The organism is Microbacterium sp. 4R-513 (assembly GCF_011046485.1).
Classification (GTDB): Bacteria; Actinomycetota; Actinomycetes; order Actinomycetales; family Microbacteriaceae; genus Microbacterium.
Window position 1 is genome coordinate 925,829 of the sequence record NZ_CP049256.1, and the last position, 26,401, is coordinate 952,229.

General features: G+C 69.9%; 23 protein-coding genes. 7 read left to right on the forward strand and 16 right to left on the reverse strand.

Annotated features, from left to right (window positions below):
* The first annotated feature begins 40 nt into the window (after positions 1 to 40).
* Positions 41 to 673 (forward strand): hypothetical protein, encoded by a 633-nt coding sequence (locus G5T42_RS03965; RefSeq protein ID WP_165125747.1) that lies wholly within the window; start codon positions 41 to 43, stop codon positions 671 to 673.
* On the opposite strand, the gene G5T42_RS03970 is transcribed toward G5T42_RS03965, so the two are convergent.
* Together G5T42_RS03970 and G5T42_RS03975 are read right to left on the reverse strand one after the other, a co-directional pair.
* The gene (locus tag G5T42_RS03970; protein ID WP_165125750.1) at positions 634 to 1,941 is read right to left on the reverse strand and encodes a glycosyltransferase; all 1,308 of its coding nucleotides are present in this window, start codon (positions 1,939 to 1,941) and stop codon (positions 634 to 636) included. The two genes, G5T42_RS03965 and G5T42_RS03970, sit on opposite strands and share 40 nt — an antisense overlap.
* Positions 1,938 to 4,091 carry a glycosyltransferase gene (locus G5T42_RS03975; RefSeq protein WP_165125753.1) on the reverse strand — a complete coding sequence of 718 codons (2,154 nt, stop codon included), beginning with the start codon at positions 4,089 to 4,091 and terminating at the stop codon, positions 1,938 to 1,940. Before G5T42_RS03975 ends, G5T42_RS03970 begins: the two co-directional genes overlap by 4 nt.
* 115 nt (positions 4,092 to 4,206) lie before the next feature.
* Between G5T42_RS03975 and G5T42_RS03980 the strand changes: the two genes are divergently transcribed.
* Together G5T42_RS03980 and G5T42_RS03985 are read left to right on the forward strand one after the other, a co-directional pair.
* Positions 4,207 to 5,385, forward strand: a complete 1,179-nt coding sequence (locus tag G5T42_RS03980) for a polysaccharide pyruvyl transferase family protein (RefSeq protein WP_165125756.1) — start codon at positions 4,207 to 4,209, stop codon at positions 5,383 to 5,385.
* A gap of 85 nt (positions 5,386 to 5,470) precedes the next feature.
* Complete coding sequence (locus tag G5T42_RS03985) at positions 5,471 to 6,007, forward strand: nucleoside deaminase (protein ID WP_165125759.1); 537 nt, start codon at positions 5,471 to 5,473, stop codon at positions 6,005 to 6,007.
* Positions 6,008 to 6,066: 59 nt separating this feature from the next.
* Here the strand turns inward: G5T42_RS03985 and xdhC are convergent, their stop codons facing one another.
* The 9 genes from xdhC to G5T42_RS04030 form a co-directional block, all read right to left on the reverse strand.
* Positions 6,067 to 6,906, reverse strand: a complete 840-nt coding sequence (xdhC, locus tag G5T42_RS03990) for a xanthine dehydrogenase accessory protein XdhC (RefSeq protein WP_165125763.1) — start codon at positions 6,904 to 6,906, stop codon at positions 6,067 to 6,069.
* Between the two features lie 13 nt (positions 6,907 to 6,919).
* Entirely contained in the window at positions 6,920 to 9,310 is a 2,391-nt protein-coding gene (gene xdhB, locus G5T42_RS03995; RefSeq protein WP_165125767.1) for a xanthine dehydrogenase molybdopterin binding subunit, read from the reverse strand.
* Entirely contained in the window at positions 9,307 to 10,755 is a 1,449-nt protein-coding gene (locus tag G5T42_RS04000) for an FAD binding domain-containing protein (RefSeq protein WP_165125770.1), read from the reverse strand. The genes xdhB and G5T42_RS04000 overlap by 4 nt, the downstream gene beginning before the upstream one ends.
* Positions 10,756 to 10,884: 129 nt before the next feature.
* Positions 10,885 to 11,292 carry a dehydrogenase gene (locus G5T42_RS04005; protein ID WP_165125773.1) on the reverse strand — a complete coding sequence of 136 codons (408 nt, stop codon included), beginning with the start codon at positions 11,290 to 11,292 and terminating at the stop codon, positions 10,885 to 10,887.
* Between the two features lie 33 nt (positions 11,293 to 11,325).
* Positions 11,326 to 12,042 carry a GntR family transcriptional regulator gene (locus tag G5T42_RS04010; RefSeq protein WP_165125776.1) on the reverse strand — a complete coding sequence of 239 codons (717 nt, stop codon included), beginning with the start codon at positions 12,040 to 12,042 and terminating at the stop codon, positions 11,326 to 11,328.
* A 114-nt stretch (positions 12,043 to 12,156) separates the two neighbouring features.
* Positions 12,157 to 12,930, reverse strand: a complete 774-nt coding sequence (locus tag G5T42_RS04015; RefSeq protein WP_165125779.1) for a 3-oxoacyl-ACP reductase — start codon at positions 12,928 to 12,930, stop codon at positions 12,157 to 12,159.
* A gap of 111 nt (positions 12,931 to 13,041) precedes the next feature.
* Positions 13,042 to 14,403, reverse strand: a complete 1,362-nt coding sequence (locus G5T42_RS04020; protein WP_165125782.1) for an aldehyde dehydrogenase family protein — start codon at positions 14,401 to 14,403, stop codon at positions 13,042 to 13,044.
* Entirely contained in the window at positions 14,400 to 15,227 is an 828-nt protein-coding gene (locus G5T42_RS04025) for a gamma-glutamyl-gamma-aminobutyrate hydrolase family protein (RefSeq protein WP_165125785.1), read from the reverse strand. The genes G5T42_RS04020 and G5T42_RS04025 overlap by 4 nt, the downstream gene beginning before the upstream one ends.
* Positions 15,208 to 16,563 carry a glutamine synthetase family protein gene (locus tag G5T42_RS04030; RefSeq protein ID WP_165125788.1) on the reverse strand — a complete coding sequence of 452 codons (1,356 nt, stop codon included), beginning with the start codon at positions 16,561 to 16,563 and terminating at the stop codon, positions 15,208 to 15,210. Before G5T42_RS04030 ends, G5T42_RS04025 begins: the two co-directional genes overlap by 20 nt.
* A gap of 152 nt (positions 16,564 to 16,715) precedes the next feature.
* Between G5T42_RS04030 and G5T42_RS04035 the strand changes: the two genes are divergently transcribed.
* Both G5T42_RS04035 and G5T42_RS04040 read left to right on the forward strand, forming a co-directional pair.
* Entirely contained in the window at positions 16,716 to 18,260 is a 1,545-nt protein-coding gene (locus G5T42_RS04035; RefSeq protein ID WP_165125791.1) for an amino acid permease, read from the forward strand.
* 241 nt (positions 18,261 to 18,501) lie between these two features.
* Positions 18,502 to 18,849 (forward strand): ATP-dependent DNA ligase, encoded by a 348-nt coding sequence (locus G5T42_RS04040; RefSeq protein ID WP_165125794.1) that lies wholly within the window; start codon positions 18,502 to 18,504, stop codon positions 18,847 to 18,849.
* A gap of 52 nt (positions 18,850 to 18,901) precedes the next feature.
* Here G5T42_RS04040 and G5T42_RS04045 read toward each other — a convergent pair whose 3' ends face one another.
* The 3 genes from G5T42_RS04045 to G5T42_RS04055 all read right to left on the reverse strand — a co-directional run bounded on the left by G5T42_RS04045 (position 18,902) and on the right by G5T42_RS04055 (position 22,863).
* A complete protein-coding gene (locus G5T42_RS04045; RefSeq protein ID WP_206535706.1) occupies positions 18,902 to 19,609 on the reverse strand; it encodes a hypothetical protein in 708 nt (235 codons plus the stop codon).
* Between the two features lie 130 nt (positions 19,610 to 19,739).
* A complete protein-coding gene (locus G5T42_RS04050; RefSeq protein WP_165125797.1) occupies positions 19,740 to 20,243 on the reverse strand; it encodes an amino-acid N-acetyltransferase in 504 nt (167 codons plus the stop codon).
* A gap of 94 nt (positions 20,244 to 20,337) precedes the next feature.
* The gene (locus G5T42_RS04055) at positions 20,338 to 22,863 is read right to left on the reverse strand and encodes an ATP-dependent Clp protease ATP-binding subunit (RefSeq protein ID WP_165125800.1); all 2,526 of its coding nucleotides are present in this window, start codon (positions 22,861 to 22,863) and stop codon (positions 20,338 to 20,340) included.
* A gap of 183 nt (positions 22,864 to 23,046) precedes the next feature.
* Between G5T42_RS04055 and G5T42_RS04060 the strand changes: the two genes are divergently transcribed.
* Positions 23,047 to 23,790, forward strand: coding sequence for a hypothetical protein (locus G5T42_RS04060; RefSeq protein WP_165125803.1), 744 nt, complete (start codon positions 23,047 to 23,049; stop codon positions 23,788 to 23,790).
* Positions 23,787 to 24,017, forward strand: coding sequence for a helix-turn-helix domain-containing protein (locus tag G5T42_RS04065; RefSeq protein WP_165125806.1), 231 nt, complete (start codon positions 23,787 to 23,789; stop codon positions 24,015 to 24,017). The genes G5T42_RS04060 and G5T42_RS04065 overlap by 4 nt, the downstream gene beginning before the upstream one ends.
* A 218-nt stretch (positions 24,018 to 24,235) precedes the next feature.
* On the opposite strand, the gene G5T42_RS04070 is transcribed toward G5T42_RS04065, so the two are convergent.
* Together G5T42_RS04070 and G5T42_RS04075 are read right to left on the reverse strand one after the other, a co-directional pair.
* Entirely contained in the window at positions 24,236 to 24,910 is a 675-nt protein-coding gene (locus G5T42_RS04070) for a hypothetical protein (protein ID WP_241245951.1), read from the reverse strand.
* 738 nt (positions 24,911 to 25,648) lie between these two features.
* The gene (locus G5T42_RS04075) at positions 25,649 to 26,386 is read right to left on the reverse strand and encodes a hypothetical protein (RefSeq protein WP_165125809.1); all 738 of its coding nucleotides are present in this window, start codon (positions 26,384 to 26,386) and stop codon (positions 25,649 to 25,651) included.
* Positions 26,387 to 26,401: the final 15 nt, after the last annotated feature.

Sequence of the window (26,401 nt, forward strand, 5' to 3'; positions counted from 1 at the left end):
CGTCACCGTTGTCATTCCCTGGCGGCCCGCACCGTCGCGTGTGCCTGCATTCGAGTTCGTGCAGGAATGGTACTCCCGGTTCCTTCCTGACTTCGCCCTCCGCACGATCGACACCGACGACGACATCTTCTCCCTGGCCGCGTGCCGTAACCGGGGAATCGCCTCAGCCGATCCCGACCAGGTGGTGGTGGTCGCCGATGCCGACACCGTTCCCGAGCCGACCGCGCTGCGCGAAGCGGTCAGCGCGGCGCGCACCAGCGGCCGCGTACATCTGCCCTACACCGAGTACCGCTGGCTCGGAAGGACCGGCGACGCGCAGCTGCGCTCCGGCCTGGCCGCCGAAGAGTGCGACCACGAGCTCGTGGTCGGTGCCTGCTCGGGCGTGTACGTGACCACCCCGCGCACATGGGCGCGCCACGGCGGCCAGGATGAGCGATTCCGCGGCTGGGGGTTCGAGGACGCCGCGTGGTACATCGCGCACGAGACGCTGCTGGGCGCTCCCCCGGTGCGTCACGAGGGTCGCGTGTACGCGCTTCACCACCAGGGCGAGGTGCGTGCCGGCACGCAGTACGACGCCAACGCGGCGCTCATGGAGCGCTACCGCTCCGCCGGGGGCGACGTGCTCGCGATGTCTCAGCTGGTCGCGGGCGCAGCGGTCGTCAGCAGTTCGTAGGCGATCGCCGGACCCGGCCGGTTGGTCTGCTCACTCGCGATCGACCGCAGCAGCGGCATGCCGGCCCGTCCCCTCACCTGGCGGAGAGCCTCGACGAGCTCGGTGACGCCGGCCGCATTCGGATCGAGAGCGCGCCCGACACCGCAGCGCTCGATCGCGGCGGCTGCGGCGAACTGATCCGTGGAGAACGGCAGCACCAGGAGCGGCACGCCCTGGCCGACGGCCTCGGTGACCGAGTTGTTGCCGCCGTGGGTGACCGCGACCTGCGCTTCCCCGAGCAGCCGCACCTGGGGCAGATACTCGCGCACAAGCCAGTCGTCCGGGATGGGTCCGAGCTCTTCAGCCGGGCTCGCACCGGTCGCGATCGCCGCCGTCATGCCCAACTGCCTGAGGGCGTCCGCCACGCGACGAAGCACGTCGCCGCGCACCGACAAGAAGGTGCCGAAGCTGACGTAAGCGAAGTCCCCCGCGGTCGCGAGCCACTGCTCCACCTCGTCGTCGATCGGTTCCACGCGGCGCGTCGAACCGAGGAAGACGTGGGGCGGCGGCAGCATCCGTCCGTCTCCTTCTGCGAGAGCTGAAGGGTAGTTGAACATGACGAGGTCGCCGTGCTCGCCGAACGCATGATCGGTCACGGGGGCCGATGGATCGAGCGCCTGCGCAGCGCGATTCCACTCGGACGTGAACCGCGCCGACACCTCGTCGCACAGGACGCGAAGGGCTGCGAGCTCCTCGGGTGCGGGCGAAAATGCCCGGGGCCAGAACGGCGGAAAGCCATACACCTCGCCGGAGACCGGCAGGGCGCTCGGGTGACCCAGTACGACATCCGCGTACGGCACGCCGGCCGTCCGCAAGGCCAGCCGCGCACTGAATGCCAGGTGATCGACGATGATCGCATCGGGCCGGACGGCCTCGACCGCGGCGAGCGTGCGGCGGCCCGCATCCACCGGCTCCCACATGAGATCGGTGAGGCGCTCCGTCGCCTGATAGCTGAGTGTCGGCACCATCCCGCGGCGGGTGGCGGCGAAGAATCCACGCAGCGAGTCGGACTCGTCCCGGGGCTGATCCTCCGCGCGGCTGAGACGTGGGTTGCTCCCCCGCCCGAGCGGGAGGTCGTAGCGCTCCAGGCCGAACTCGCGAACGATGGGATCGGTCGCTGGTCCCGTGGCGACCACGACCCTCTCGCCCCTGTCCCGCCACGCGGTTGCGAGCGTCACCAGGGGGAGGAGGTGCGACGCGTAATCAGGGCTGATGACGAGGAGGGTCACAGCACCGCCCCAGCTGCGCGCACCAGTTCTCGCTCGTCGCTGGCCACCGCGCCGTACACGGGACCGAGGGCGGCGGCCATCGCCTGGATCGTGAAGCGCGTCCGGACCATCTCGTGCCCCGCCTCGGCGCGCGCCTCGTCCGACACCGCCGCCGCATCGAGAGCCGCGGCTACTCCGGCCTCGAGCCGACTCGGGTCCCAGGTCTCGGCGAGCACCCCCGTGACCCCGTCCTTCACGTACGTCGCGGGGCCGCCGCCGTCAGGCGCGACCACCATGAGTCCGGTCGCGATCGCCTCGAGCAGCGCGATCCCGAATTCCTCCTTGACGCTCGCGCAGACGTAGACCCCGCCTGCGCGGCTCAGACCCGGCAGCCCGAAGCGCGCCGCCGCGAGCCACAGAGCGGCCACATCGTTCGGCCGGTGGCCGGGCAGGATCAACCCCGCGCGAGCGCGGTCGGCGGCCGGAACCGCGACGGCGATCCGGTCGAGCTGCTCCCGCTCATCAAGCGACGGGCAGTCGAGATCGCCGCCGACGATGACCAGGTTCGCACGGTCCCGCAGCGGCCCCGAGGCCCACGCCTCGGCGAGAGTCGCCATGCCCTTCACGCGGTGCATTCGCCCGAGGGTCACCACGAGCGGCAGGTCGCGTCGTTCGACCTCCAGCTGCGAGACCAGCTCGCGCAGTTCGGCGATCGCCGGTGCCGGTGGGGCGCCGGCGGCGTGGGCGCGCGCGGCCACGATCGCATTTTCCACGACCTCGAGGTCGACGCCTTCGGCCACGATCGTGTGACGCTCGGGGTGCGAGGTGATGTCGATGCCGACGAGCTGGCTCATGTCGCGTTGCAGTTCGGGTCGCGGGAACAGCACCGTGTGGGCCGCGTTCGAGGCGAGGCTCTGCACCAGGCGGGTGCGGAACCAGAAATGCTCCCGCAGGTCGACCTCGCCGAAGTCCTCGCGCGTCAGGGAGCCGGCGCGGTCGAGCGAGCGGATCACGGCGTGAGGGTCGGGGGCGACGGTGAACACGATCGGGATGCCGAGCTCGCGCGCCACGTCGGCGGCCGCGAGGCTGCCGACATCCGCCATGCGCAGGTGCAGCAGATCCACGGGGCCGGCGGCGCGCAGGATACGACGGATGCCTCGGCGCGCCGCGACGCGCAACGGCCAGGCCGCGGCCGACGGCACCGGCTCCGGGAGCAGGGGCACTCGGCCGTACACGTGCCCTGACGTCGTCGATCCGATCTCGAGGAGGTCCTCCGCGGCCTGGGCGACCGGACCGCGCGACAGAGTGATCACACGCTCGACGCCGGTGCTCGGGTCAGCGACGAGCGCGTCACCGAGACGCACGAGCAGCGTTGCGATCCCTCCGTTGTCGCCGGCCCCGACCGAAGCGAGCGATGGGTCGATGTCGGCGTGCAGGAACAGCTGGGCGATCGTGAGACCCCCCGCGTCGCCCCGGCGCTCGTCACGCGCCCCATCCAGGTCGATCAAGGCGAGCCGGGCGGTGTCGGCCGGGCGCCCTTGTTCGCCGGCGAGCTGCTCGAGCACGTCTCGCACCGCTGTGGCGCCTGGACGCTGCCCGAGCGCGGCGATCGCGGCGACCCGCACATCCACATGCTCGCGCTCGTCGCGCGCGGTCTCGACGAGCACCCGGGTGGCGATCGCGGGTCGCACCAGGCCCAGCGTCTCGACCAGGCGGGAACGCGCACCGCACTCTCGCGTCGAGTGGAGCGCCGTCTCGAGGCTCACGGCGAGGGCGTCGGGCGCGGCCTCCGACCACTTCTCCAGAGTCTGCTGCGCGAGCATCCCCGTGAATCCGCCGGCGGCGACCTGGCCGATGAGGCGGCCCATCGCGTCGAAGCGGGGAAGCCCCGAACCCAGGGACCACGCCGCGTGCTCGCGGATCGTGGCGCGCTCGTCCGAGAGCAGCGACACGAGCAGGCGCGCGGCCTGCTCGTCGAACATCTCGGCGAGCGCGTGCACCGCAGCGATCGCGGCGATCTGATCGTCGCCGGTCAGCGCCGACGCCAGCACGCGGAGGGTGCGGACGCCCGGGTCCCGTCCGGCCTCGAACGCGAGGTCGTCGGCCAAGCGCATGGCCTCAACGATCCCGGGGGCGCCGCGGACCGCATCCAACGCCGTCTGCACACCCATGTCGGACCCCGTCTTCCGCTTGCACCGCACCGGAGGTCTCCGATCGTAGCCCGCCCGGGTGAGCGGAGGGGGTGGGCTAGCGTGAACAGGTTCGCGGTGCGGGAAGAGAGATTTGATGCGGGTTGTCGCTCTGGGGGATGTCGGAGTCGTCGACGACATGATGCACATCGGCGATGAGGCGATGTTCCACGCCGCGCGCGATGAACTCGACGCCCGCGGCGCGACGCTCACGGCGGTCTCGTCCGCGCCGGCAGAGACGGCCTCGCGGTACGACATCGAGGCCGTGCCCCGCATCCGCTTCGATGGACTCGATCGCGACGCGGCCGAGGCTCGGCTCGCCGCGGTGACCGGGTTCGCGGAAGGTCGTGACGCGCTCGCGACCGACGACACGGCAAGGGCGGTCGTGGATGCCGTGGCCCGCGCGGACGGCGTCCTCATCGCGGGCGGCGGGAACCTCGCTTCGACCTGGCCGCTGCACATCTACGAGCGGGCGGCGCTCGCCGGCGTGGCCGCACGGCTGGGTCGGCCGGTCGTCGTCACGGGTCAGACGCTCGGACCCGATCTTCAGGGGCGAGACGTCGAACTCGTTGCGGAACTGGTGCGTTCGGCACGCCTGGTCGGGGTACGCGAGTCCGCGTCGCAGCGGCTCGCCCGAACGCTCGGAGCGCCGGCGGTCAGGCTCGGAGTGGACGATGCGTCGTTCGTCGGACCGGCCGAGCGCGACGACGCCGTCCACGACGGCGTGCTGGTGAGCCTGTCGCTCTCGCTGGGCGACGCCCCGCGAGCCGAGACGGTCGAGCGGATCGCTGCTCTCGTGGATGCCGCCGCCGACGTCGCCTCCGGACCGGTGCGCTTCCACGCCCATTTCGGTGCGCTCAGGGGTGGCGAGCCCCGCGGCGACGCCGTCCTCCACGAGGAGGTGCGCGCACGCATGCGCACTCCGTCGAGCGTCGTGCCGACAGGACACGTGCTGGGCGCGGCATCCCTCGCCCGCTCGTCCGCGCTGCTCATCACGGGCCGCTACCACCCGGCCGTGTTCGCCGCGGCGGCGGGGGTCCCCGTCGTCGGGCTCGTCACCAATGAGTACACCGCCGTGAAGCAGCGGGGAGCGCTCGGGCACTGGGGACAGGATGCGACCGTGCCGATCACGGCCGCCCACACGGACGGCATCCCGCGGATGCAGGACCAGTGGCGGGATCGCGAGCGCATCGCCGCCGAGGCCCGTGCGCGTGCAACCCGGCACCGCGCCGAGTCGCGAGAGTGGTGGGATGCTGTCGCCGAAGCCCTGAGCTGAGAATCCTGCATAGGATCGACGAGGATTCACGGAGCCATCGAGAATACTCCGCTCCTGCAACACCACACACAAGGATGCGTCGCCCATGGATTCGTTCCGTCCCGACAGCACGGAGCCCGTCGCCGGCAGCGCGGAGGCCGTCGATCGGTCACCGGCGGACTACCTCGCCCGCGCAGTCGACCTCGCCACGCGGAATGTGAGCGCGCAGGGCGGACCCTTCGGCGCCATCATCGTGTCGGCCGACGGTCGGGTGTTCGAGGGGGTCAATCGGGTCACCGCCGACCTCGACCCGACAGCGCACGCCGAGGTCTCGGCGATCCGTGCGGCGTGTCGAGGACTGGCGACCTTCGACCTCACGGGCGCGACGCTCTATTCCAGCTGCGAGCCCTGCCCGATGTGCCTGTCCTCATCCCTGTGGGCCCGCATCGAGAGGGTCTACTTCGCGGCGACCCGCAGCGACGCCGCCAACGCGGGCTTCGACGACGCGCTCTTCCACCGCTACTTCGAGGAGGGATCCGATGCGGGCGCGATCATGCCTGTGGTCGGAGTAGACCTCGGCGAGGGTCGTCCGGTCGAACCCTTCACGGCGTGGAACAGGTCGCTCTCGCGCATCGACTACTGAGCGGACGCTGCGCCTGCTCGCCGACCATGCTCGTCGAGCGCAGGCATCCGCTTCGGTGATCAGGGACGAGCGGATGCCGCGGGCGCCTGCACCTCGATGAGCTGAAGGATGCGCGCCGCGACGCTGACCGCGATCGCCGCGGGGTCCTTCGACGCGATGCCTGGGATGCCGATCGGCGTGATGATGCGAGCGACGTCGTCGTCGGCGTGCCCCACCTCGCGAAGCTCCTTCCGGAAGCGCGCCCACTTGGATGTCGAGCCGATGAGTCCGATCGAGCCGAGTCGCGCGGTGCGCAGCGCCGTCTCGCAGATCGCGAGGTCTTCGGCGTGGTCGTGGGTCATGACGAGCACGTGCGTTCCGGTCGGGAGCCCTGCGAGACCGACCTCGGGCACGGGAAGTGTGTGCAGGACTACGGTCGCTACGGCGTCGGACAACAGCCCGCTCTCCCCCGGCACGCCGACGCGCTCGGGAGCCAGCATCGCCATGCGGGAATCGATCAGGTGGAGCTCGATGGGGTGCCTGCTGAGAATGCGCACGAGCTCGATGCCGACATGCCCGATGCCGAAGACGGCGACACTCGGCACCACGGGGACCGGCTCGAGCAGCATGGTGACCTCTCCTCCGCAGCACTGCACTCCGTACGCGGTCATCGACTTGTCGCTCAGCGTCAAGGTGAGCAGTTCGGGTTCGCCCGCTGAGGTCGCGAGCATCCGACGCGCCCGATCGATCGCGGTCGCCTCCAGATTGCCGCCACCGACCGTGCCGAAGACCGCGTCCGGGGAGACGACCATCTTCGCTCCGCCGTTGCGCGGCGCGTGACCGCGCACGATCGCCATCGTGACGATCACTGCGGGGGTCCGCCCAGCGCGAAGCTCCTGCGTGGCCTTCAACCAGTCCATACGGGCTCCCGAGTCAGCCGCCGGTCGCCACAGGGGCCCGTTCGGGCTCGGGCACCGTGCCGCCCCCGGCGGCGTGGACGGCGGCCCGGGCGCTCTCGATCGCCCAGAACACGGCCTCTGGAGTCGCGGGTGAGCCGAGCTCGACGGTGCGGCCGCCCGGACCGAATGCGGCGACCGCCTCGCGAAGCGCTTCTCGCGCGCTGAACGCGAGCATGACGGGGGGCTCACCCACTGCCTTCGAGCCGTAGACCGCACCGTCCTCCGTCGCCCGCTCGAACAGGCGCACCCGGAACTCGTCGGGCATCTCTGAGAAGCTCGGCAGCTTGTAGGTGCTCGCGGACGGGGTGAGGAGCCGCCCGCGACCAGGACCGTCGATGGTGTCCCATCGGAGGTCCTCGAGGGTGAGCCATCCGACGCCTTGCAGGTAGCCCCCTTCGATCTGGCCGATGTCGATCATGGGAGAGAGGGAGTCGCCCACGTCGTGGACGATGTCGACCCGGCGGAGCCGGTAGGCGCCTGTGAAGCCGTCGACCTCGACCTCGGTCGCGGCCGCGCCGTACGCGAAGTATTTGAACGGCTCGCCCTGCATCGCTTCGGGGTCCCAGTGCAGACCCTCGGTGCGGTAGAAGCCCGCCGCCCAGAGCTGCACACGCTCGAGGTAGGCCGCGTTCGCGACTTCGGCGAAAGCCAGGCGGTCGTCGCGTTCGCTCGGCCCGGTGACGTACCCTCCCTCGAAGCGGACGTCACGCTCGTCGACCCGCAGCAGACGCCCGGCGACGTTCGCCATGCGCCCGCGGATCTGCTCGCACGCGTCTTTCACCGCGCCGCCGTTGAGGTCGGCGCTCGAGGACGCAGCGGTGGCGGACGTATTGGGCACCTTGTCGGTGCGCGTCGGAGCAAGCCGCACCTGACGCAGTTCGAGGCCAAGGGCGGTGGCGGCGACCTGCAGCATCTTGGTGTGCAGACCCTGGCCCATCTCGGTTCCGCCGTGGTTGATGAGCACGGAGCCGTCCTTGTAGACGTGGACGAGCGCGCCAGCCTGGTTGAACGCGGTGAAGTTGAACGAGATGCCGAACTTCACCGGCGTCATCGCGATCGCGCGCTTCACATGGACGTGCGTCGCGTTGAACGACGCGCACTCGGTCCGACGTGCATCCAGGTCGCTCTCCTGGCGGAGCTGCTCCCAGATCGCTTCGAGCCGTTCCGCGTGGCGCACCGGCTGGCCGTACGGCGTCGACTGGCCCGGTCGGTAGAAATTCTGCCGGCGCAGTGTCAGCGGATCGATGCCGAGCACGGGAGCGACGCGCCCGAGGATGTCCTCGATGAGGAACATGCCCTGCGGCCCGCCGAATCCCCGGAAGGCGGTCTGGGAGGTCTTATGCGTCTTCGCGACACGACCGCGGGCGAGCACGTTCGGGATCCAGTAGGCGTTGTCCACATGGCAGAGCGCGCGGCTGAGGACGGGCTCCGAGAGGTCGAGGCTCCAGCCGCCGTCGGACGTCAGCGTCGCCTCGAGCGCCTGGATCATGCCGTCGGCATCGAATCCCGCTTTCCAGACGATATGGAACGGATGCCGCTTGCCGGTCATCGTGAGATCCTGCGTGCGGTTCAGGCGCAGACGCACCGGGCGGCCGGTGAGCTTGGCGCCGAGCGCGGCGATCGCGGCGAAGCCGTGCGGCTGCATCTCCTTCCCGCCGAAACCGCCACCCATGCGCAGCGACTGCACGGTGACCTCGCTGCTCGAAATGCCGAGCACGTGGGCGACGATCTCCTGCGTCTCGGACGGGTGCTGCGTCGAGCACTGGATGAAGTACTGTCCCTCGGTGTCGCGGAGGGCGAGCGTGGCCTGCGTTTCGAGGTAGAAGTGCTCCTGGCCGCCGATCTCGGTCACGCCCTCGAAGACGTGTCGCGCGGCCGCCATCGCGGCGGCGGCGTCGCCCCGACGCAGAGTGCGGGGGATGCCCTGGAACGAGTCCGCGGCGATCGCCTCGGGAAGCGTGATGATCGAGGGGAGCGACTCGTACGCGACGTCGACCGCGGCGGCGCCGAGGCGCGCGGCCTCCGGAGTCTCACCGAGCACCCACGCGAGGGCGTGACCATGGAACATGGCCTCGCTCGGAAAGAGCGGCTCGTCGTCCTTGATGCCGGCGTCGTTCTTCCCGGGCACGTCGGCCGCGGTCAGCACTCGCACCACGCCCGGCACCTCCAGTGCGGGCGATACGTCGATCCTGACTCTGGCGTGCGCCCGGGTGGATTGCACCGGCCACGCCGTGAGCGCTCGCGCGGTGCTCGCCGCCACGTCGTCGGTGTACATCGCCGCACCGGTGACGTGCAGAGCAGCGCTCTCGTGGGCTGAGCTGCGGCCGACTACCGGGTTCGGCGGGCGCTCGGCGAGCGAGCTCACGCCGAGACGTCCCTGGACTCGAGAAGTGTGGCGCTGTGCAGTTTGAGCAGCGCCCGGTTGAGCATCAGGGCGCGGTATGCGGCGCTCGCACGCTGGTCGGAGAGCGGCGCGCCCTCATTCCCGAGCACCTCGGCGGCCGAGCGCACCGTCGCGACATTCCACGGTCGATCGATGAGTGCGTCCTCCGTTGCGAAGGCTCGGATCGGCGTCGCCGCGACTCCGCCCAGCCCGATCCGGGCCGCGGTGATGATCCCGTCCTCGATGTCGACCGCGAAGCCGACCGCGACGCTCGAGATGTCATCGAACCGGCGCTTCGAGATCTTGTGGAACGCCGACACCCGGGCGAGGGGAAGCGGGATCCGGATGCCGAGGATGAGCTCGTCGGAGCGTCGCACCGTCTGCCGGTACCCGGTGAAGTACTCCGCGAGATCGACCTCGCGCTCTGTGTCCACCGAGACGAGCACGACGCGGGCGCCGAGTGCGAGCAGCGCGGGTGCCGCATCGCCGATCGGAGACCCGGTGCCGAGGTTGCCGCCGAGGGTGGCGCGGTTGCGGATGAGTCGAGAGGCGAACTGCGGGAGGAGCTCGGCCAGCAGGGGTACCCGACCGTCGAGCCGGCGCTCCACGTCGGAGAGGGCCAGCGCGGCGCCGATCTCGATCGTCGAGTCTGAAATGGTCAGTGCGCGGAGCTCCTCGAGCTGCTCGATCGCCACGAGGAGCGGGTCGCGTCGTCCGTGGAGGTTCATTTCGACCCCGACGTCGGTCGAACCGGCGACGGGACGGGCGCTGGGGTTCTCACGCAGGAGGACGAGCGCATCGGGAAGGGTCGCCGGGCGCACGAAGCGCCCGCCGGCGGCTTCGAAGTCGGTGGGGAGCGGCGCGGGGGCCGGCGACTGCCGTCGGGCGGCGAGCTCGTCACTGGGTTCCGGGCTGCCGAGCGCATAGGCGGCGTCGCGGATCGGTCGGTAGCCCGTGCACCGGCACAGGTTGCCCCCCAGTGCGTGGAGGTCGAACCCGTTCGGCCCGTGGGCGGCGCTCACCTCGGGATGCTCGAGGGGAGCGCGATCTTCGCGGTAATACTCCGCGGCCATGCTGCAGGCGAAGCCGGGCGAACAGTAGCCGCACTGGGAGCCGCCGGCAGCGGCGAGCTTCTCCTGGACGGGGTGGAGCTGGTCGGGAGACCCCAGCCCCTCCGCCGTCACGATCTCCTGGCCGCTCATCGCACCGACGGGAACCAGGCATGCGTTGACCGCGGTCCATGCGGTACGGCCCCGCTCGTCGGGGGCTGCCACCATCACGGCGCACGCGCCGCACTCGCCTTCGGCGCATCCCTCTTTGCTTCCGGTGAGTCCGCTCAGGCGGAGCCACTCGAGCGCTGTCGTATGGGCGGTGATGCCCTCCAACAGGCGTCGCCGCCCGTTGACGGTCAGCGCGATGTCGTCCATGGTCCGGCTCCTTGTTCTGAGAAGCCTAATTGTTCTTGCGATCGACGGTCCCGGGCGGAATGAGATCACTAGGGGGCGCAGGGATGTGCGGCGTGCAGCGACGATCCAGGTGTCGGGGACGAGGGTTCGTCAGGCGTCGAGCGCCTTGATGACCTCGTCCGGCGTGGCCTGCATGGGATGGGGCCCGGCGATGTCGAAGAACACGGCTTTGATCGCGTCGCCGTGCGCGCCGAGGAAGGCGCGCAGAGCGCCCGGCGACTGCAGCGCGACGGCCGGGGGGAGGGCTGCCGGCTTGTGCTGCGCGTCGCTGAACAGGAGGAGCGCGACGTCGCCCGTGTCGGGGTCGCGGTAGGTCCAGACCTCTCCGACGTCGAGCGGGTTGTCGCGGTCGCCCGGCTTCATGAGGGGCACGACGGTCGGGCCGTGGCGCAGGGCGAAGGCGACGGCGGCCATGTCCTGCGTCTGGAGAGCATCGGAGAGCGCCGTGTTTCGGAACTCCTCGGCCCCCGGCTTCTTCGCGCGCTTCTTCCCGGCCATCCCTCCACCCTAACCGCGAGCGGACGGCCGGCCTCAGGCGAGGAAGCCCCGCAACAGCGCCTCCGAGCCGGCCAGGTGCTCGAGGATCGCCGCCTCCGCGGCATCCGGTCGCCCCGCGAGGATCGCGGTCACGATGCGCTCGTGCTGCTCGTTCGAGTGCTCGATGTTGCGCGGCAGGAGCGGGAAGGTGTCGAGCCACGCGTTGACGCGCGCGCGGTTCTCAGCGACGAGGGCGACCACCGATGGGATGCCTGCGACCTCGGCAATCGTCAGGTGCAGGAGCGTGTCGAGCCGCCGGTACTCCTCCTCCTCTGCCGCCGATGCCTCTTCATGCCGGGCCCAGAGCTCGGCCCGCGCCTCGGGAGTGAGGGTGCGCTCAGCAGCGGCCCGGGCCGCCCCCGCCTCGAGCACCCGCCGAAGACCCAGGACGTCCTCGAGCTCGGCGGCCGGCACGACCACGGGCTCCGACGGGCGCGGGAGAGGATCGGCGACGAACGTCCCGCCGTAGCGACCGCGACGTCGCACCAGGAAGCCGGTGTCGGCGAGCTCGCGGATCGCTTCGCGCACCGTGTCGCGGCTCACGGCGTAGAGCGCCGCGAGCTCGCGCTCGGGCGGCAGCGACTCCCCCGGCGCGACGACGCCCAGCCGGATCGTCTGCGCTATCCGAGCGACGGTGTCCTCGAGTGCATTGCTCTCGCGCACGGGCCGGTAGACGGCCCTCCGCACCTCCTCCAGGGGCGCCTCACTCATCGCCGCCTCCGGCACCGGGTACGAGCACACTGAGACCGGCGCGCGACCGGCGCGGAACGAGGCATCCGACCGACGCAGTGGCAGGTCTCGACGGGTCGGTACACATGGGGAAGCTCAAAGGGGCGTGACGTAGGCGTTCGTGATGCCGCCGTCGACCACGAACGCGGTCGCCGTGATGAACGACGCGTCGTCCGAAGCGAGGAAGGCGACGGCGGCCGCCATCTCGTCCGGCTCGGCGAAGCGTCCCATCGGCACGTGGACGAGCCGGCGCTGCGCGCGCTCCGGGTCCTTGGCGAAGAGCTCCTGCAGCAGCGGAGTGTTGACGGGGCCAGGGCACAGCGCATTGACGCGGATGCCATGCCGCGCGAACTGCACGCCGAGCTCGCGGGTCATGGCGAGTACGCCGCCCTTCGACGCCGTGTACGAGATCTGCGACGTGGCCGAACCGAGCAGCGCGACGAACGACGCGGTGTTGACGATCGAGCCGCGCCCCTGCGGCACCATGTGTCTGAGCGCCGCACGGGAGCATAGGTAGACGCTCTTGAGATTCACGTCCTGCACGCGATCCCACGCGGGCAGCTCCGTCGTCTCGATGGAGTCGTCGTCGGCGGGGGAGATGCCGGCGTTGTTGAACGCGATGTCGAGGCGTCCGAACTGGTCGAAGACGCCGTCGAAGAGTTCGTCGACGGATGCCTCGTCCGCCACGTCGACGCGGCGGTACAGGCCACCCACGTCGCCGGCCGCCTTCTCGCCCGTCGTCGGGTCGAGGTCCGCGATGACGACCGCGGCGCCCTCCGCCGCGAAGCGGCGCGCGGTCGCGAGCCCGATGCCCGAGGCACCGCCGGTGATGATCGCCACCCGATCCTTCAGTCGCTGCGTCAGATCCATCGGCTGTTCATTCCTTCCTGGTGCATGTCCCGAAATCGGCCGCTTGAGCGGCGCTCAAGCGGCCAACTTCGGGACACGGAAACGGGGGCTGGGACCGGGGATGCCATGGGCCTAGGCATCCGTCGCGAAGAAGACGTTCTTGGTCTCGGTGAAGTGCTCGGCGGCGTCCGGGCCGAGTTCGCGGCCGAGCCCCGACGCCTTCATCCCGCCGAACGGCGTCCAGTAGCGCACCGACGAGTGCGAGTTGACCGACAGCACGCCGCTCTTGACCCCGCGCGCGACGCGGACGGCGCGGCCGAGGTTCTCGGTCCAGAGCGAACCCGCGAGGCCGTAGATCGTGTCGTTCGCGAGGCGGATGGCATCGGCCTCGTCGTCGAACGGCAGCACGGCCAGGACAGGGCCGAACACCTCTTCCCGGGCGATGCGGTCCTCGCGCCCGGCGAGCACGACGGTCGGCGGGAACCAGAAGCCGTCGCCGCCGGGCGCCTCGCCCTGGAACGCGACCTCCGCGCCGTCGAGGAACCCGGCCACCGTCGACCGGTGCCCCGCCGAGATGAGGGGCCCCATCTCGGTCGTCTCGAGCGACGGATCTCCGACGCGCCAATCCCGCACGGCGGGCTCGAGCAGCTCGAGGAATCGGTCGTGCACGGACCGCTCGACGAGGATGCGGCTGCGCGCGCAGCAGTCCTGTCCGGCGTTGTCGAACACGGCGCCGGGTGCCGCAGCGGCCGCCTTCTCGAGGTCGGCATCGGCGAAGACGATGTTCGCGCTCTTCCCGCCGAGCTCGAGCGTCACAGGCTTGAGGCCTTGCGCGCATCCCGCGGCGACCGAGACTCCGACCTCGGTCGAGCCCGTGAACACAACCTTGCGCACGTCGGGGTGCGACACGAACCGCTGGCCGACGACCGACCCCGAACCGGTGATGACCGTGAGGAGACCCTCAGGAAGGCCGGCCCGTAGGGCGAGCTCGCCGATGCGCACGGCGGTGAGCGGGGTGAGCTCCGCGGGCTTCAGCACGACGGCATTGCCCGCGGCGAGCGCCGGCGCGAAGCCCCACGATGCGATCGTCATGGGGAAGTTCCACGGCACGATGATCCCGACCACGCCGTAGGGCTCGTGGAAGGTGACATCGAGCCCGCCGGCGACGGGGATCTGCTGTCCGCTCAGGCGCTCGGGCGCACCGGCGTAGAAGTTGAGCACCTGCGCGACATGGGATGCCTCCCACCGCGCGGAGCTGATCGGATGCCCCGAATTCTGCACCTCGAGAGCGGCGAGCTCTTCGACATGGTCCTCGACGACCCGCGCGAACGCGCGCAGAGCATCGGCTCGGGCCACGGGAGCGAGAGACGCCCACGCGCGCTGCGCGACGACCGCGCGCGCGATGGCGTCGTCGACCTCCTCGACCGACGCCCGCGGCACCTCCTGGAAGGCCTGCCCCGTCGCGGGGTTGATGAGGGTGAAGGTGTCGGTCATGCGACCGCCCCCGTCGGTCCGGGGCGTTTCGTCTCGCTCCGCTCGCTCAACGACCGAGACTTCGCCGCCGCGAAGACGGATGCCTCGGCCACGAGCCCCTCGAAGAGCCGCTTGTCCTCGGCATTCTCCTCGGGATGCCACTGCACCCCGACGACGTACCCCTCGCCCTCCGACTCGAACGCCTGCACGAGGCCGTCGTCCGTCGCAGCGACCGGAACGAGGCCCTCCCCGAGCCGGTCGATACCCTGGTGGTGGTAGCTGTGCACGTCGAAGGCGCCGGCTCCCAGCATCCCGGCCAGGCGCGAATTCGGGGCGACCTCGACGGTGTTCGTCGCGAACACGCCTCCGCCGATGCGGTACCGCTCGGTGCCGAGCGCCTCCGGAAGGTGCTGGTGCAGCGTCCCGCCCCGGGCGACGTTCACGAGCTGAAGCCCGCGGCAGATGGCGAGCACCGGCATCCGTCGCTCCTCCGCTCCTCGGAAGAGCGCGAGCTCCCACTCGTCGCGGTCCGCGCGTGACGGATCGGTGAGCGGATGCCGCTCCGCGCCGTAGAGCGCGGGATCGACGTCCAGTCCGCCGGTCAGGATGAGGCCGTCCAGGCCGTCGAGCACGGCGGCGGCCGCGGCATCCGTGTCGATCCCCGTCGCGGTGCCGCGCTGGGGCGGGAGGAGCACCGCGATGCCGCCGGCGTCGGTCACCGACGTGAAGTACTGCTGGGGCAGGAATGCGGCACGGACGTCCCAGACGCCCTGCTTCGCCTGCTCGAGATAGGTCGTGAGGCCGATGACGGGCGTCCGGCCCGCGTCAGAGTCGTTCGAAACCACGCACCCGCTCCCAGTCCGTCACCGCCGCATCGAAGGCCTCGACCTCGATGCGCGCTTGATTGAGATAGTGCTCGACCACTTCGTCGCCGAAGGCGGCGCGCGCGATCGCCGACTCGTCGAACAGGCGCGCCGCGTCGCGCAGCGTGGTCGGCAGGTGGTCCACGCCGGAGGTGTACGCGTTTCCGGCGAGCGGCTCGGGCAGCGGGAGCTCGTGCTCGACGCCGTGGAGCCCGCCGGCGATGATCGCGGCGATGCCGAGGTACGGGTTGACGTCGCCTCCGGGCACTCGGTTCTCGACGCGCAGGGACGATCCGTGCCCGATGACCCGCAGGGCGCAGGTGCGGTTGTCGAGGCCCCAGGCGACGCCGGTCGGCGCGAAGGATCCCCGGGCGTAGCGCTTGTAGGAGTTGATCGTGGGCGCGTAGAGCAGGGTGAACTCGCGGAGCGTCGCGAGGATGCCCGCGATCCAGTGCTCCATGAGGGGGCTGAATCCGTGTCCGCCGTCGCCTGCCATGACGGGCGTGCCGCCCTCATCGCGCAGTGAGAGGTGGATGTGGCAGCTGTTGCCCTCGCGCTCGTTGAACTTCGCCATGAACGTGATGGCCTTGCCGTGCTTGTCGGCGATGGCCTTCGCACCGTTCTTGTAGATCGTGTGCTGGTCCGCGGTCTCGAGCACCTCGGCGTAGCGGAAGGCGATCTCCTGCTGGCCGAGGTTGCACTCGCCCTTCACGCCCTCCGTGTAGAGGCCGGCGCCGTCCATCGAGAGACGGATGTCGCGCAGGAGCGGCTCGAGCCGCCCCGAGGCGAGGATGTCGTAGTCGACGTTGTAGTCGGTGGACGGCTTGAGGTCGCGGTAGCCCTTGGTCCAGGCATCCCGATACGTCTCATCGAAGACGATGAACTCGAGTTCTGTGCCCGAGTAGGCGACGAGACCCCGGTCGGCGAGGAGTGCGCGCTGGGTCTTCAGGATGTCGCGAGGCGACTGGACCACGGGCGCACCGCTCTCCCAACCGAGGTCTGCGATGACGAGAGCCGAACCGGGAAGCCAGGGGATGCGCCGGAGGGTGGCGGGGTCGGAGAGCAGCATCATGTCGCCGTATCCGGTCTCCCAGCTCGACATGGCGTAGCCGTCGACGGTGTTCATGTCGACATCCACCGAAAGGAGGTAGTTGCACGCCTCGGCGCCGTGTGGGAGCACCTCCTCCTGGAAGAGTCGGGCCGACACGCGCTTGCCGACGAGACGGCCCTGCGCGTCGGCGAAGGCCACGACGACGGTGTCGATGTCACCCGCCGCGATCGCCGCTTCGAGTTCCGACACGCTGAGGTTTCCCGGCATCCGTCACCCTCCCCTGGAGTGCTCGCCGGTGGTGGCGCGCTCGTCCACCCTAACCAGCAAGTTGCGTCCAAAGGTAGACACAGCCAACCAATAAGGCCACAATCTTGCGCAAGGCGCATCCCCCGCGCCGCACCCGAGCGCACGGAGGAAGCATGGCAGAGTCGAGGAGCGAGGCCCGGAAGGTCGCCGGGGCGACATATAACCGCGCCGGCCAGGGCTATTTCGAGAAACGGACGCTTCAGCGGTCCGCCGGCGTGTGGGGCCTCTGGGGTCTCGCGGTCGCCGCGGTGATCTCGGGCGACTTCTCCGGGTGGAACTTCGGCATCGACTTCGCGGGATTCGGCGGCATGCTCATCGCCTTCGCGATCCTCGTGCTCATGTACTACGGCATGATCTTCTCGATCGGCGAGATGGCGGCTGCGATGCCGCACACGGGCGGGGCGTACTCGTTCGCACGATCGGCCATGGGGCCGTGGGGCGGTCTCGTCACCGGGGCGGCCGAGACGATCGAGTACGTCGCGACCACGGCCGTCATCGTCTACTTCTCGGCGTCGTACGCCGATGCCATCACCAGTGAGCTCCTCGGGATCTCGCTTCCGGGATGGGTGTGGTGGATCATCCTCTACGTCGCCTTCATCGCGCTCAACGCGGCGGGCGCCAACATCTCGTTCAAGTTCGCGATCGTCGTCTCGATCATCTCGATCGGCATCATCCTCGTCTTCTCGGCGATGGCGATCTTCTCGGGAGCCTTCTCGTGGGACGCCCTGTGGGACATCGTCCCGGATGCCGGCCAGTCGGCGTTCCTCCCGCACGGCGTCCTCCCGATCCTCTTCGCCCTGCCGTTCGCGATGTGGTTCTTCCTCGGCATCGAGGAGCTGCCGCTCGCCGCAGAGGAGTCGCACGATCCGGTCCGGGACATCCCTCGAGCGGGTTTCTGGGCACGCGGCACGCTGATCGTGACGGGCCTCCTGGTGCTGTTCCTCAACACCGGCGTGCTCGGCGCAGAGGCGACGGGGGTGGCGGCCGAGCCGCTCCTCGACGGCTTCCGCGCGATCGTCGGCGACGGCGCGGCGGCGGTGCTGGCGCTCTTCGCACTGGTCGGGCTACTCGCCTCGCTGCAGGGCATCATGTTCGCCTACGGCCGCAACATGTACTCGCTCTCGCGAGCGGGCTACTACCCGCGCTTCCTTTCGCTCACCGGCAAGCGCAAGACCCCGTGGGTCGCGCTCGTCGTGGGAGCGGTCATCGGCTTCATCGCGCTCGTAGCTCTCGACACGATCGCCGCGCTCAACGAGGGAGCGGGAGCGGTGGCGGGAGCCATCGTCCTCAACATCGCGGTGTGGGGCGCGGTGCTCGCGTACCTCCTGCAGATGGTGTCGTTCATCATCCTGCGCCGGAAGTACCCGAACGCCGAACGCCCCTACCTGAGCCCGTGGGGCGTGCCCGGCGCCGTCGTCGCCGCGGTCATCGCCGCGCTCATCTTCGTCGGGTTCCTGCTCAACCCGACGTTCCTTCCCGCGATCATCGCGATCGGCATCGTGTACCTGGTCATCCTCGTCGGCTTCGCGCTCTACTTCCGCCATCGTCTCGTGCTCTCCCCGGAGGAGGAGTACGCCCTCTCGGGCGGCCACCATGGCGACCCGCAGACCGAGGGCTACGACGCGATGGAGGGTGAGGTCTTCGACGGCAAGCCGTGACAACCTGGCAGGGGGGATGGGGCCGGGTGCTGGGGGCGCCCGGCCCTTGATCTACGCGCGCAGCGATGCGGATGAGAGATCCGTGAATTCCTCGCTCTCCCGCCGGAAAGAGAGGACCGTGAAGAGAAGAGCGGCCGTCGCGGCCGCGGGGGAGGAAACGGACGGCAGCGGCCCGGGCAGTGCCCCCGCCTTCGGACCGCGTCCGGCGCTCGACTCGGCGGGAGCGCAAGAGGAGCCCATCATGGGCAGATTCACGTATGAGAACTCGGTGCGGATCGAGTTCGAAGACCGATTGCTGTATCACCTGCAGATGGTCATCGGAACGAAGCTCCGGCGGAGCGAGTCGTTCTTCTTCAGCTGGCGCGACGACCCCAGTCTCGGTGACGGCCGCACGAGCGTCTGGCTGCATTCGAACTGCGCGATGGCGTTCAAGTACTACGGCAGTCGGCAGCCGCAGTTGAACCGGCAGTGGCTCGAGGCTCTCGCGTACACCGCCAACCAGCAGACCGGTCTCTACGTCGTTCCCGAGCCCACCGCGGGCGACGCCGCCACGACCCATCACGAGGAGATGACAGCCGCGTTCGGATGATCCGTGACCGGCGGTGCTTCGTCCACGCTCGCCGACCCGACCCCGCGGCCGGTCAGTAGAGGATGATCTGCTTCGAGCCCGTGGCCGGGATGCCGCCGATCTCGACGGTCACGTGGTACGACGCGCCGCCCGCCGGCGCGACCGGACGATTGCCCGTATCGCACGTCGAGACCGACGAACGCGTGCGGTCCCATGTCAGGGGTGCGGCGCTCGACACGCTCTGACCCGCTGCGAGCGTGACGATCATGTCGCTCGGCTCGGTCTGGCAGTCGGTCGATCGCCACCATACGTCGTCGCCGCTCGTGATGGTGAAGACCTGCGTCGTCGTTCCGACGTTGAGCGTGCAGTCCGCGGCGCCTGCATTCGTGAGCTTGATCGAGAGCTGCGGGTTCTGACCGGCCTGGTAGGTGTCGGCATCCGTCACCGCCTCCACGAGGACGGCGCTCGAAAGGCACGGCTTGGCCGTTCCCGTCGCGGCGGGCGTCGGCGTCTCGGTCGGAGTCGTCTCGGAGCTCGGAGTCGGCGTCGGGGTGGGAGTCGGCGTCGGGGTGGGACTCGGCGTGGGGGTGGACGAAGCGGAGTGCGACGCCGTCGGGGACGGAGCGGCGGCGAGGGCGAGCCCGCGCCACGGCTGCGCGACCAGCAGCCAGGCGGTGATTCCGGCCACGAGGAGCACGGCGATGATGACCGCGAGCCGACGGCGTCGGTAGACGGCCGCCGAGTGGGCGCGCCGACGCGTCGTCGTGCTCGTTCGGGTCATGACTCCAGGCTAAGCGCGTCCCCTGAGAGTCACCGTCGCGAACCGCCCGGCTGAAGGTTGCAGAGCGCCGGGCCCACGCGCCCGCCCGGCGCCGTCCGGCCGCGGTCCGCGAACCCCGGGGCATCGGGGGTCAGAGCTGCTTGAGCATCCGGGTGTTGCCCAGGGTGTTCGGCTTGACGTGCGCGAGGTCGAGGAACTCCGCAACGCCCTCATCGGGCGACCGCACGAGCTGCGAGTACACGTCGGGGTCGACGACCTGCTCCCCGATGGGCGCGAACCCGCGCCGCGTGAAGAAGTCGACCTCGAAGGTGAGGCAGAACAGGCGGGTGAGCCCGAGCGTGCGCGCCTGCTCTTCCAGCCCTTCGACGATCGCCCGGCCGACTCCGTGCTGCAGCCACTCGTCGACGACGATGAGCGTGCGGATCTCGCCGAGGTCCTCCCACATCACGTGGAGTGCGCCGCAGCCGATGAGCCGGCCGCCGTCATCCTCGGCGACCAGGAACTGCTGCACCGACTCGTAGAGCACGACGATGTCTTTGCCGAGCAGGATCCGCCGCTGCACGAACGGCTCCAGGATCTCCTGGATCCCCCGCACATCGGCCGTCCGGGCCGGGCGCACACGGAAGGAGGTCACGGATCAAGCCTAGGCGCAACACACCGTCGGACGACGAAGAGCGGATGCCGCAGCATCCGCTCTTCGTTCGTTCAGCGCCCGAGGGCGCAGGGTCTCAGTCCGAGGTGATCGCGAGATCCGGCGTGGCCGCGATCTCGGGCGTCGACGAGACGCCGACCGCGACTTTCTCGCCGCGGGGCCCGTTCTCGAAGACGAACTCGCCGTCCTTCGCGTCGACCGTGATGTGGTCGCCGGACTCGAGCTGACCGTGCAGGATGCGCTCGCTCAGACGGTCCTCGACCTCGTGCTGCATCGCGCGGCGCAGCGGCCGAGCACCGAGCGCGGGATCGAAGCCGATCTCGATGAGCCGCTCCTTGGCGGCCAGCGTGAGCTCGATCGTCATGTCGCGGTCGAGCAGACGCTCGCCGAGCCGCTTCGTGAAGAGGTCGACGATCTGGATGAGCTCGGGCTTGGACAGCTGCGGGAAGACGATGATGTCGTCGACGCGGTTGAGGAACTCGGGCTTGAAGTGCCGCTTGAGCTCCTCCTGCACCTTGCCCTTCATCCGGCTGTACGACGTCTCGTTGTCGCCCTCGACCTGGAACCCGACCGGGCCGCCCGCGATGTCACGTGCGCCGAGGTTGGTCGTCATGATGATGACGGTGTTCTTGAAGTCGACCACGCGGCCCTGACCGTCGGTCAGGCGACCCTCTTCGAGGATCTGCAGGAGCGAGTTGAAGATGTCGGGGTGCGCCTTCTCGATCTCGTCGAAGAGCACGACCGAGAACGGCTTGCGGCGCACCTTCTCGGTGAGCTGGCCGCCCTCTTCGAATCCGACGAATCCGGGAGGGGCGCCGAAGAGGCGCGAGACGGTGTGCTTCTCGCCGAACTCGCTCATGTCGAGCGAGATCAGCGCGGCCTCGTCGTCGAAGAGGAATTCCGCGAGGGCCTTCGCCAGCTCGGTCTTTCCGACGCCGGTGGGGCCGGCGAAGATGAACGAGCCGTTCGGGCGCTTCGGGTCCTTGAGGCCGGCACGCTGACGGCGGATCGTCTTGGAGAGGGCGGCGATCGCCTCCTCCTGGCCGATGACGCGCTGGTGGAGCGCCTTCTCCATGAAGACGAGGCGGCTCGACTCCTCCTCGGTCAGCTTGAAGACCGGGATGCCGGTGGCCTGCGCCAGAACCTCGGCGATCAGGCCCTCGTCGACCACCGCGTGCGACGCGACGTCACCCGAGCGCCACTGCTTCTCGAGCCGCAGGCGCTCGGCGAGGAGGGACTTCTCCTCGTCGCGGAGCGACGCGGCCTTCTCGAAGTCCTGGTCCTCGGAGGCCTGTTCCTTGTCGGTGCGGACCTTCGAGATGCGCTCGTCGAACTCGCGCAGCTCGGGCGGGGACGACAGGATCGACAGCCGCAGGCGGGCACCCGCCTCGTCGATCAGGTCGATGGCCTTGTCGGGGAGGAAGCGGTCGCTGATGTAGCGGTCGGCGAGGTTCGCCGCCGCGACGATCGCGCCATCCGTGATCTGCACCTTGTGGTGCGCCTCGTAGCGATCGCGCAGACCCTTGAGGATGTTGATCGCGTGGGGCAGCGACGGCTCGGCGACCTGGATCGGCTGGAAGCGGCGCTCGAGCGCGGCATCCTTCTCGAAGTGCTTGCGGTACTCGTCGAGAGTGGTCGCACCGATCGTCTGCAGCTCGCCGCGAGCGAGGAGCGGCTTGAGGATCGAGGCGGCGTCGATCGCGCCCTCGGCCGCACCGGCGCCGACGAGCGTGTGGATCTCGTCGATGAAGACGATGATGTCGCCGCGCGTGCGGATCTCCTTGGTGACCTTCTTCAGGCGCTCCTCGAAGTCACCGCGGTAGCGGGAGCCGGCGATGAGCGAGCCGAGGTCGAGCGAATAGAGCTGCTTGTCCTTCAGCGTCTCGGGCACGTCGCCCTTGACGATCGCCTGCGCGAGGCCCTCGACGACGGCGGTCTTGCCGACGCCCGGCTCGCCGATCAGGACGGGGTTGTTCTTCGAGCGGCGCGACAGGATCTGCATCACGCGCTCGATCTCCTTCTCGCGCCCGATGACGGGGTCGAGCTTGTTCTCGCGCGCGGCCTGCGTGAGGTTGCGGCCGAACTGGTCGAGCACCTGCGAGCCGCCCTGGGCAGCCTGCGGGTTGTCGTGCGCGGCGCCCGAGACGGCGGCCGGCTCCTTGCCCTGGTAGCCCGAGAGCAGCTGGATCACCTGCTGGCGCACCTTGTTGAGGTCGGCGCCGAGCTTCACGAGCACCTGAGCGGCGACGCCCTCGCCCTCGCGGATGAGGCCGAGCAGGATGTGCTCCGTGCCGATGTAGTTGTGACCGAGCTGCAGCGCCTCGCGCAGAGACAGCTCGAGCACCTTCTTGGCGCGCGGCGTGAAGGGGATGTGGCCGGTCGGCTGCTGCTGACCCTGACCGATGATGTCCTGCACCTGCTCGCGCACGGCGTCGAGCGAGATGCCGAGCGACTCGAGCGCCTTCGCGGCGACGCCCTCGCCCTCGTGGATGAGCCCGAGCAGGATGTGCTCGGTGCCGATGTAGTTGTGGTTCAGCATCTTCGCCTCTTCTTGGGCGAGGACGACCACACGACGGGCACGGTCGGTGAATCTCTCGAACATCGCTTTTCCTCCGGGACGCACTGCGTACGGATGTACTCCGGGCGTCTTACAAACGAGGGTAACGATCGACCGGATGCCGCAAGCCGCTGTTCGCCGTGGGCATAGCGCCCCGCCACCTTGCGTCACACTCGCTCAACCCATATCGTTTCTCGATAACAATGTTTATCGATATGGGGTATCGCGATGGATCCGCTGACCGCCAACCTGGTCATCCTCGTGCCGGCCGCCGCCATCACCGCCGCCTTCGCGTTCGTGATCCTCTGGCGCCGCGGCGACGGCGGTGGCACGACCGGACTCAGCCGAGCCGAGTCGTGGGTCGTCTCGATCATCGGGGGCCTGGCGATCCTCAACGCCCTGTCCTGCGCCATCGGCCTCTTCAGCAACGCGGCCTGGATCTTCGACGTCGAGCCCTTCCGCGTGTCCGGATTGAAGTATTCAGGGGCGACGGCTCCTGAGCGACTGGCGGGCGTCGACCACGTCGCGGCGAGCGGCTACGAGTCGGCGTGGGCCGAGGTCATGGGCCTCCCCGATGCGTCGCGATGGCTCTTCTACCTCGAGATCGCGCTCCCTCTCATCAGCGTGCTCGCGGTCAGCGTCGTCGTCGCCTGGCTCTCGTTCACCCTCGTGCGGGACCGGCCGTTCGTGCGCGCCTTCCCCATCGGGATCGGCATCACGGCGATCGCCGTCATGGTGGGCGGTCTCGGCTCGCAGCTCGCCGCTGCCATGGCGCGATCGTCCGTCGTGGAGTACCTGGGTGCCGACGCCCTCGTCGCGGACGACACGACGACCCCGGCAACAGAGTCGTTCGCGTGGTTCAGTCTTCAGCTCGACCTGGCACCGGTCGGCGCCGCGCTCGCGCTCATGCTCGTGGCGGCGGCGTTCCAGATCGGCACGCGCATGCAGCGCGACACCGAGGCGCTGGTGTGACTCCCGCCGAAGACGAGGGCCCCTCGGGAGTCCACTGCCGCCTCGACGAGCTCCTCGAGGAGCGCGGCATGACCCTCACCTCCCTGTCGCAGCTCGTCGGCGTCTCGGTCGTGAACCTGTCGGTCCTCAAGAACGACCGGGCACGAGCCATCCGATATTCGACGCTGTCGGCGATCTGCCGCGCACTCGACTGCGAGATCGGCGACCTCCTCGTCCGCGCCGACTGACCCCGCGCCGCGCGCACGCCTCCCCCGAGACATCCCCTCCCCCCTTGCCGCGGCCGAGCGGCGTGCTGTGGAGTTTCGCCCGCGGAGAACGGTGGGTGCCGCGGGTGGGTGCGCGCACATTGCCGCGGGTGAAGGCAGAGGATCCGGCTCAGCGCGAGGAGGCTTGCGCCAGTGCGCGACGCACCCGCCCGCAGAGGGCCGGTCGGTCTTGGAAGACTTCACGCTTCGTGACCCGGATGACTCTCCACCCCGCTTCGGCCAACCGGTCGTACCGTGCGAGATCGCGCGCCCACTGCTCCGGCTCCAGGAGGTGGTGCTCCCCCCTCGTACTCGATGGCGATCTTGAACGCCGGGTAGGCGAGATCGACCCGCGCGATCCAGTGGCCGTCGTGGAGGACGTCGAAGTTCGGCGCGGGCGCGGGAAGCCCGTCATCGATCAGCGCTAGTCGCATCCAGGTCTCCGGCCTCGAGGAGGATCCCGTGCATATGCGAGGCAGCGCTCGCCGGAGCGCTCCGATGCCCACCCGCCGCCCCGCCGAGACGGCCAGGCCGAGTTGAGCGATGGTCCCGAGCGCCGGCGGATCATCGGTATGCCTCGGCACACGCACGATCGCGTCCCCGACCGCGATGAGGTCGTACGGGTCGGTCAGCACGGCCCCGAGCATCGCCCAGGTCGATGCCGGGCTGGCGACGCGCAGGCCGCTCCCTTCGTGGATCTGCGCATGCGCGAGCCGCTCGGCGACCTCATGGCCGCGCACCCGCGGGCTTCCGGGGCCGCGCCGGGGAGCGAAGACCGCGACGTCGAGGACAGCCGGCGTGAGCACCCTCCTCGGAAGCGGCAGTCCCCAGATGACCGCGGCCGTCGTGTGGCTGAAGAACTGGTGGGGCGTCATGCAGTGGGCGAACTGCGCTGCGAGTTCCAGGATGCGCTGCTCAGCAGCATCCGAACCCCCGGTGTCGCTTTCCCCTGCGTGTCGGCGCAGCACCCGGACTCCGTGGAAGGGCCGATCGAGGTCGCGGGCCCGAAGGCGGGATCTCGAGACTCCCGAACCGATCGCCTCGGACGTCGAGAAGACCGGACCCAGTGTCGAAGGAAGGATGCCACGCCGCGTCACGCGCCGAGCCTGGCACCGCCTTCAGCCACGCCCGCGCCCGAAGCCGGCTCTGTGGACTCTCCCACCCGCCACGCCTGCTGTGCAGGAGCCCCCGCGCCGCGCGCCTGCCCCGCGGCATCCTGCGTGTCCTCCTCCGCGCAACACGCGCGTCGCCGCGGGCGAGCGTTGCTCGGATCTGCTCAACCGCGGCGAATTGCGGGTGCCGGCGGCGGGAGCCAGCCAATTGCCGCGGGGCAACTCCGCGGGGCCTCCCGGGGGCGAGGCGAGGCAGGCCACAGGGTCGCCGCGGGGGCGAGGCGCGGGGCAACCCAGGAAGCGAGGCGCGGGAAGGGATCCGGGATGCCTCGAAGCGAGGCGCGGGAAGGGATCCGGGATGCCTCGAAGCGAGGCGCGCGAAGGGATCCGGGATGCCTCGAAGCGAGGCGCGGGAAGGGATCCGGGATGCCTCGAAGCGAGGCGCGGGAAGGGACCCGGGATGCCTCGGGGCGAGGCATCCCGGATCTCGAAGACCGAGGGTCAGGAGGCGTTGGTGCCGTAGATCGGGACCTTGACGTTGTCGTACTGGTCGCCCGTCAGGACGAGCTCGACGTTCGAGCTCTCCTTCAGGTCGTTGACCGACGCGACCTGGGCGCGCGGCGCCATGTCCATCGTGCACATCTGGTTGGCGGGAGGCGTCTGGTACGTCACCGTGACCTGCGCGGGTCCGGTCGCGGCGACATCCTGGATCACCGGCACGCAGCCCGACGAGCCCCACGTGAGGATCACGAACTGGCCGGCAGTGGTCGCCCAGCCCGCGCTCGGGTTGTAGTCGGTCTCGCCGCCGGGCTTGAGGCCCTTGACGCCGACGAGCTCCACCTCGCCGTAGTAGTCGTCGCCCGAGACCTGGATCTGCAGGTCGTCGGCGGGGTCGACGTCTGACGGCACCCCGACGAGCGTCACGCGCGGAACCAGGTCGGTCGTGCAGGGCTTCGCGGCCTCGGGAGCGACCAGCGTCACCTGGAGCACGCCGTCGTCGTCGAGCTTCGGCTCGTCCGCGACGGGCACGCACGTCGAGCTGCCGAGGGTGACGAGTCCGATCATGCGGCCGTTGTCGAGCCAGGCGGCTCCGAGGTCGGGATCGGCCTCAACCGTCGGCGACGAGGACTTCGTCGGCGCGGGCGTCGCGGCGCCCCCGGAGGTGGTCGCACAGCCGGTGAGCAGCAGGCCGGCCAGGGCGAGTGCCCCTACCCCGGCGAGAACGGAACGAGGTGACATGAGCGTGCCTTTCGA

Bases quoted from the DNA above. Each gene is read 5' to 3' on its own strand.
- G5T42_RS04040 (WP_165125794.1), top strand. From the start codon at position 18,502: ATGGGCAGATTCACGTATGAGAACTCGGTGCGGATCGAGTTCGAAGAC.
- G5T42_RS04045 (WP_206535706.1), bottom strand. From the start codon at position 19,609: ATGACCCGAACGAGCACGACGACGCGTCGGCGCGCCCACTCGGCGGCC.
- G5T42_RS03985 (WP_165125759.1), top strand. From the start codon at position 5,471: ATGGATTCGTTCCGTCCCGACAGCACGGAGCCCGTCGCCGGCAGCGCG.
- G5T42_RS03975 (WP_165125753.1), bottom strand. From the start codon at position 4,091: ATGGGTGTGCAGACGGCGTTGGATGCGGTCCGCGGCGCCCCCGGGATC.
- G5T42_RS04005 (WP_165125773.1), bottom strand. From the start codon at position 11,292: ATGGCCGGGAAGAAGCGCGCGAAGAAGCCGGGGGCCGAGGAGTTCCGA.
- G5T42_RS04035 (WP_165125791.1), top strand. From the start codon at position 16,716: ATGGCAGAGTCGAGGAGCGAGGCCCGGAAGGTCGCCGGGGCGACATAT.
- G5T42_RS04070 (WP_241245951.1), bottom strand. From the start codon at position 24,910: ATGACGCCCCACCAGTTCTTCAGCCACACGACGGCCGCGGTCATCTGG.
- G5T42_RS04055 (WP_165125800.1), bottom strand. From the start codon at position 22,863: ATGTTCGAGAGATTCACCGACCGTGCCCGTCGTGTGGTCGTCCTCGCC.
- G5T42_RS04030 (WP_165125788.1), bottom strand. From the start codon at position 16,563: ATGCCGGGAAACCTCAGCGTGTCGGAACTCGAAGCGGCGATCGCGGCG.
- G5T42_RS04000 (WP_165125770.1), bottom strand. From the start codon at position 10,755: ATGGACGACATCGCGCTGACCGTCAACGGGCGGCGACGCCTGTTGGAG.
- G5T42_RS03980 (WP_165125756.1), top strand. From the start codon at position 4,207: ATGCGGGTTGTCGCTCTGGGGGATGTCGGAGTCGTCGACGACATGATG.
- G5T42_RS04060 (WP_165125803.1), top strand. From the start codon at position 23,047: ATGGATCCGCTGACCGCCAACCTGGTCATCCTCGTGCCGGCCGCCGCC.
- G5T42_RS04020 (WP_165125782.1), bottom strand. From the start codon at position 14,403: ATGACCGACACCTTCACCCTCATCAACCCCGCGACGGGGCAGGCCTTC.
- G5T42_RS04015 (WP_165125779.1), bottom strand. From the start codon at position 12,930: ATGGATCTGACGCAGCGACTGAAGGATCGGGTGGCGATCATCACCGGC.
- xdhC (WP_165125763.1), bottom strand. From the start codon at position 6,906: ATGGACTGGTTGAAGGCCACGCAGGAGCTTCGCGCTGGGCGGACCCCC.
- G5T42_RS04010 (WP_165125776.1), bottom strand. From the start codon at position 12,042: ATGAGTGAGGCGCCCCTGGAGGAGGTGCGGAGGGCCGTCTACCGGCCC.
- G5T42_RS04075 (WP_165125809.1), bottom strand. From the start codon at position 26,386: ATGTCACCTCGTTCCGTTCTCGCCGGGGTAGGGGCACTCGCCCTGGCC.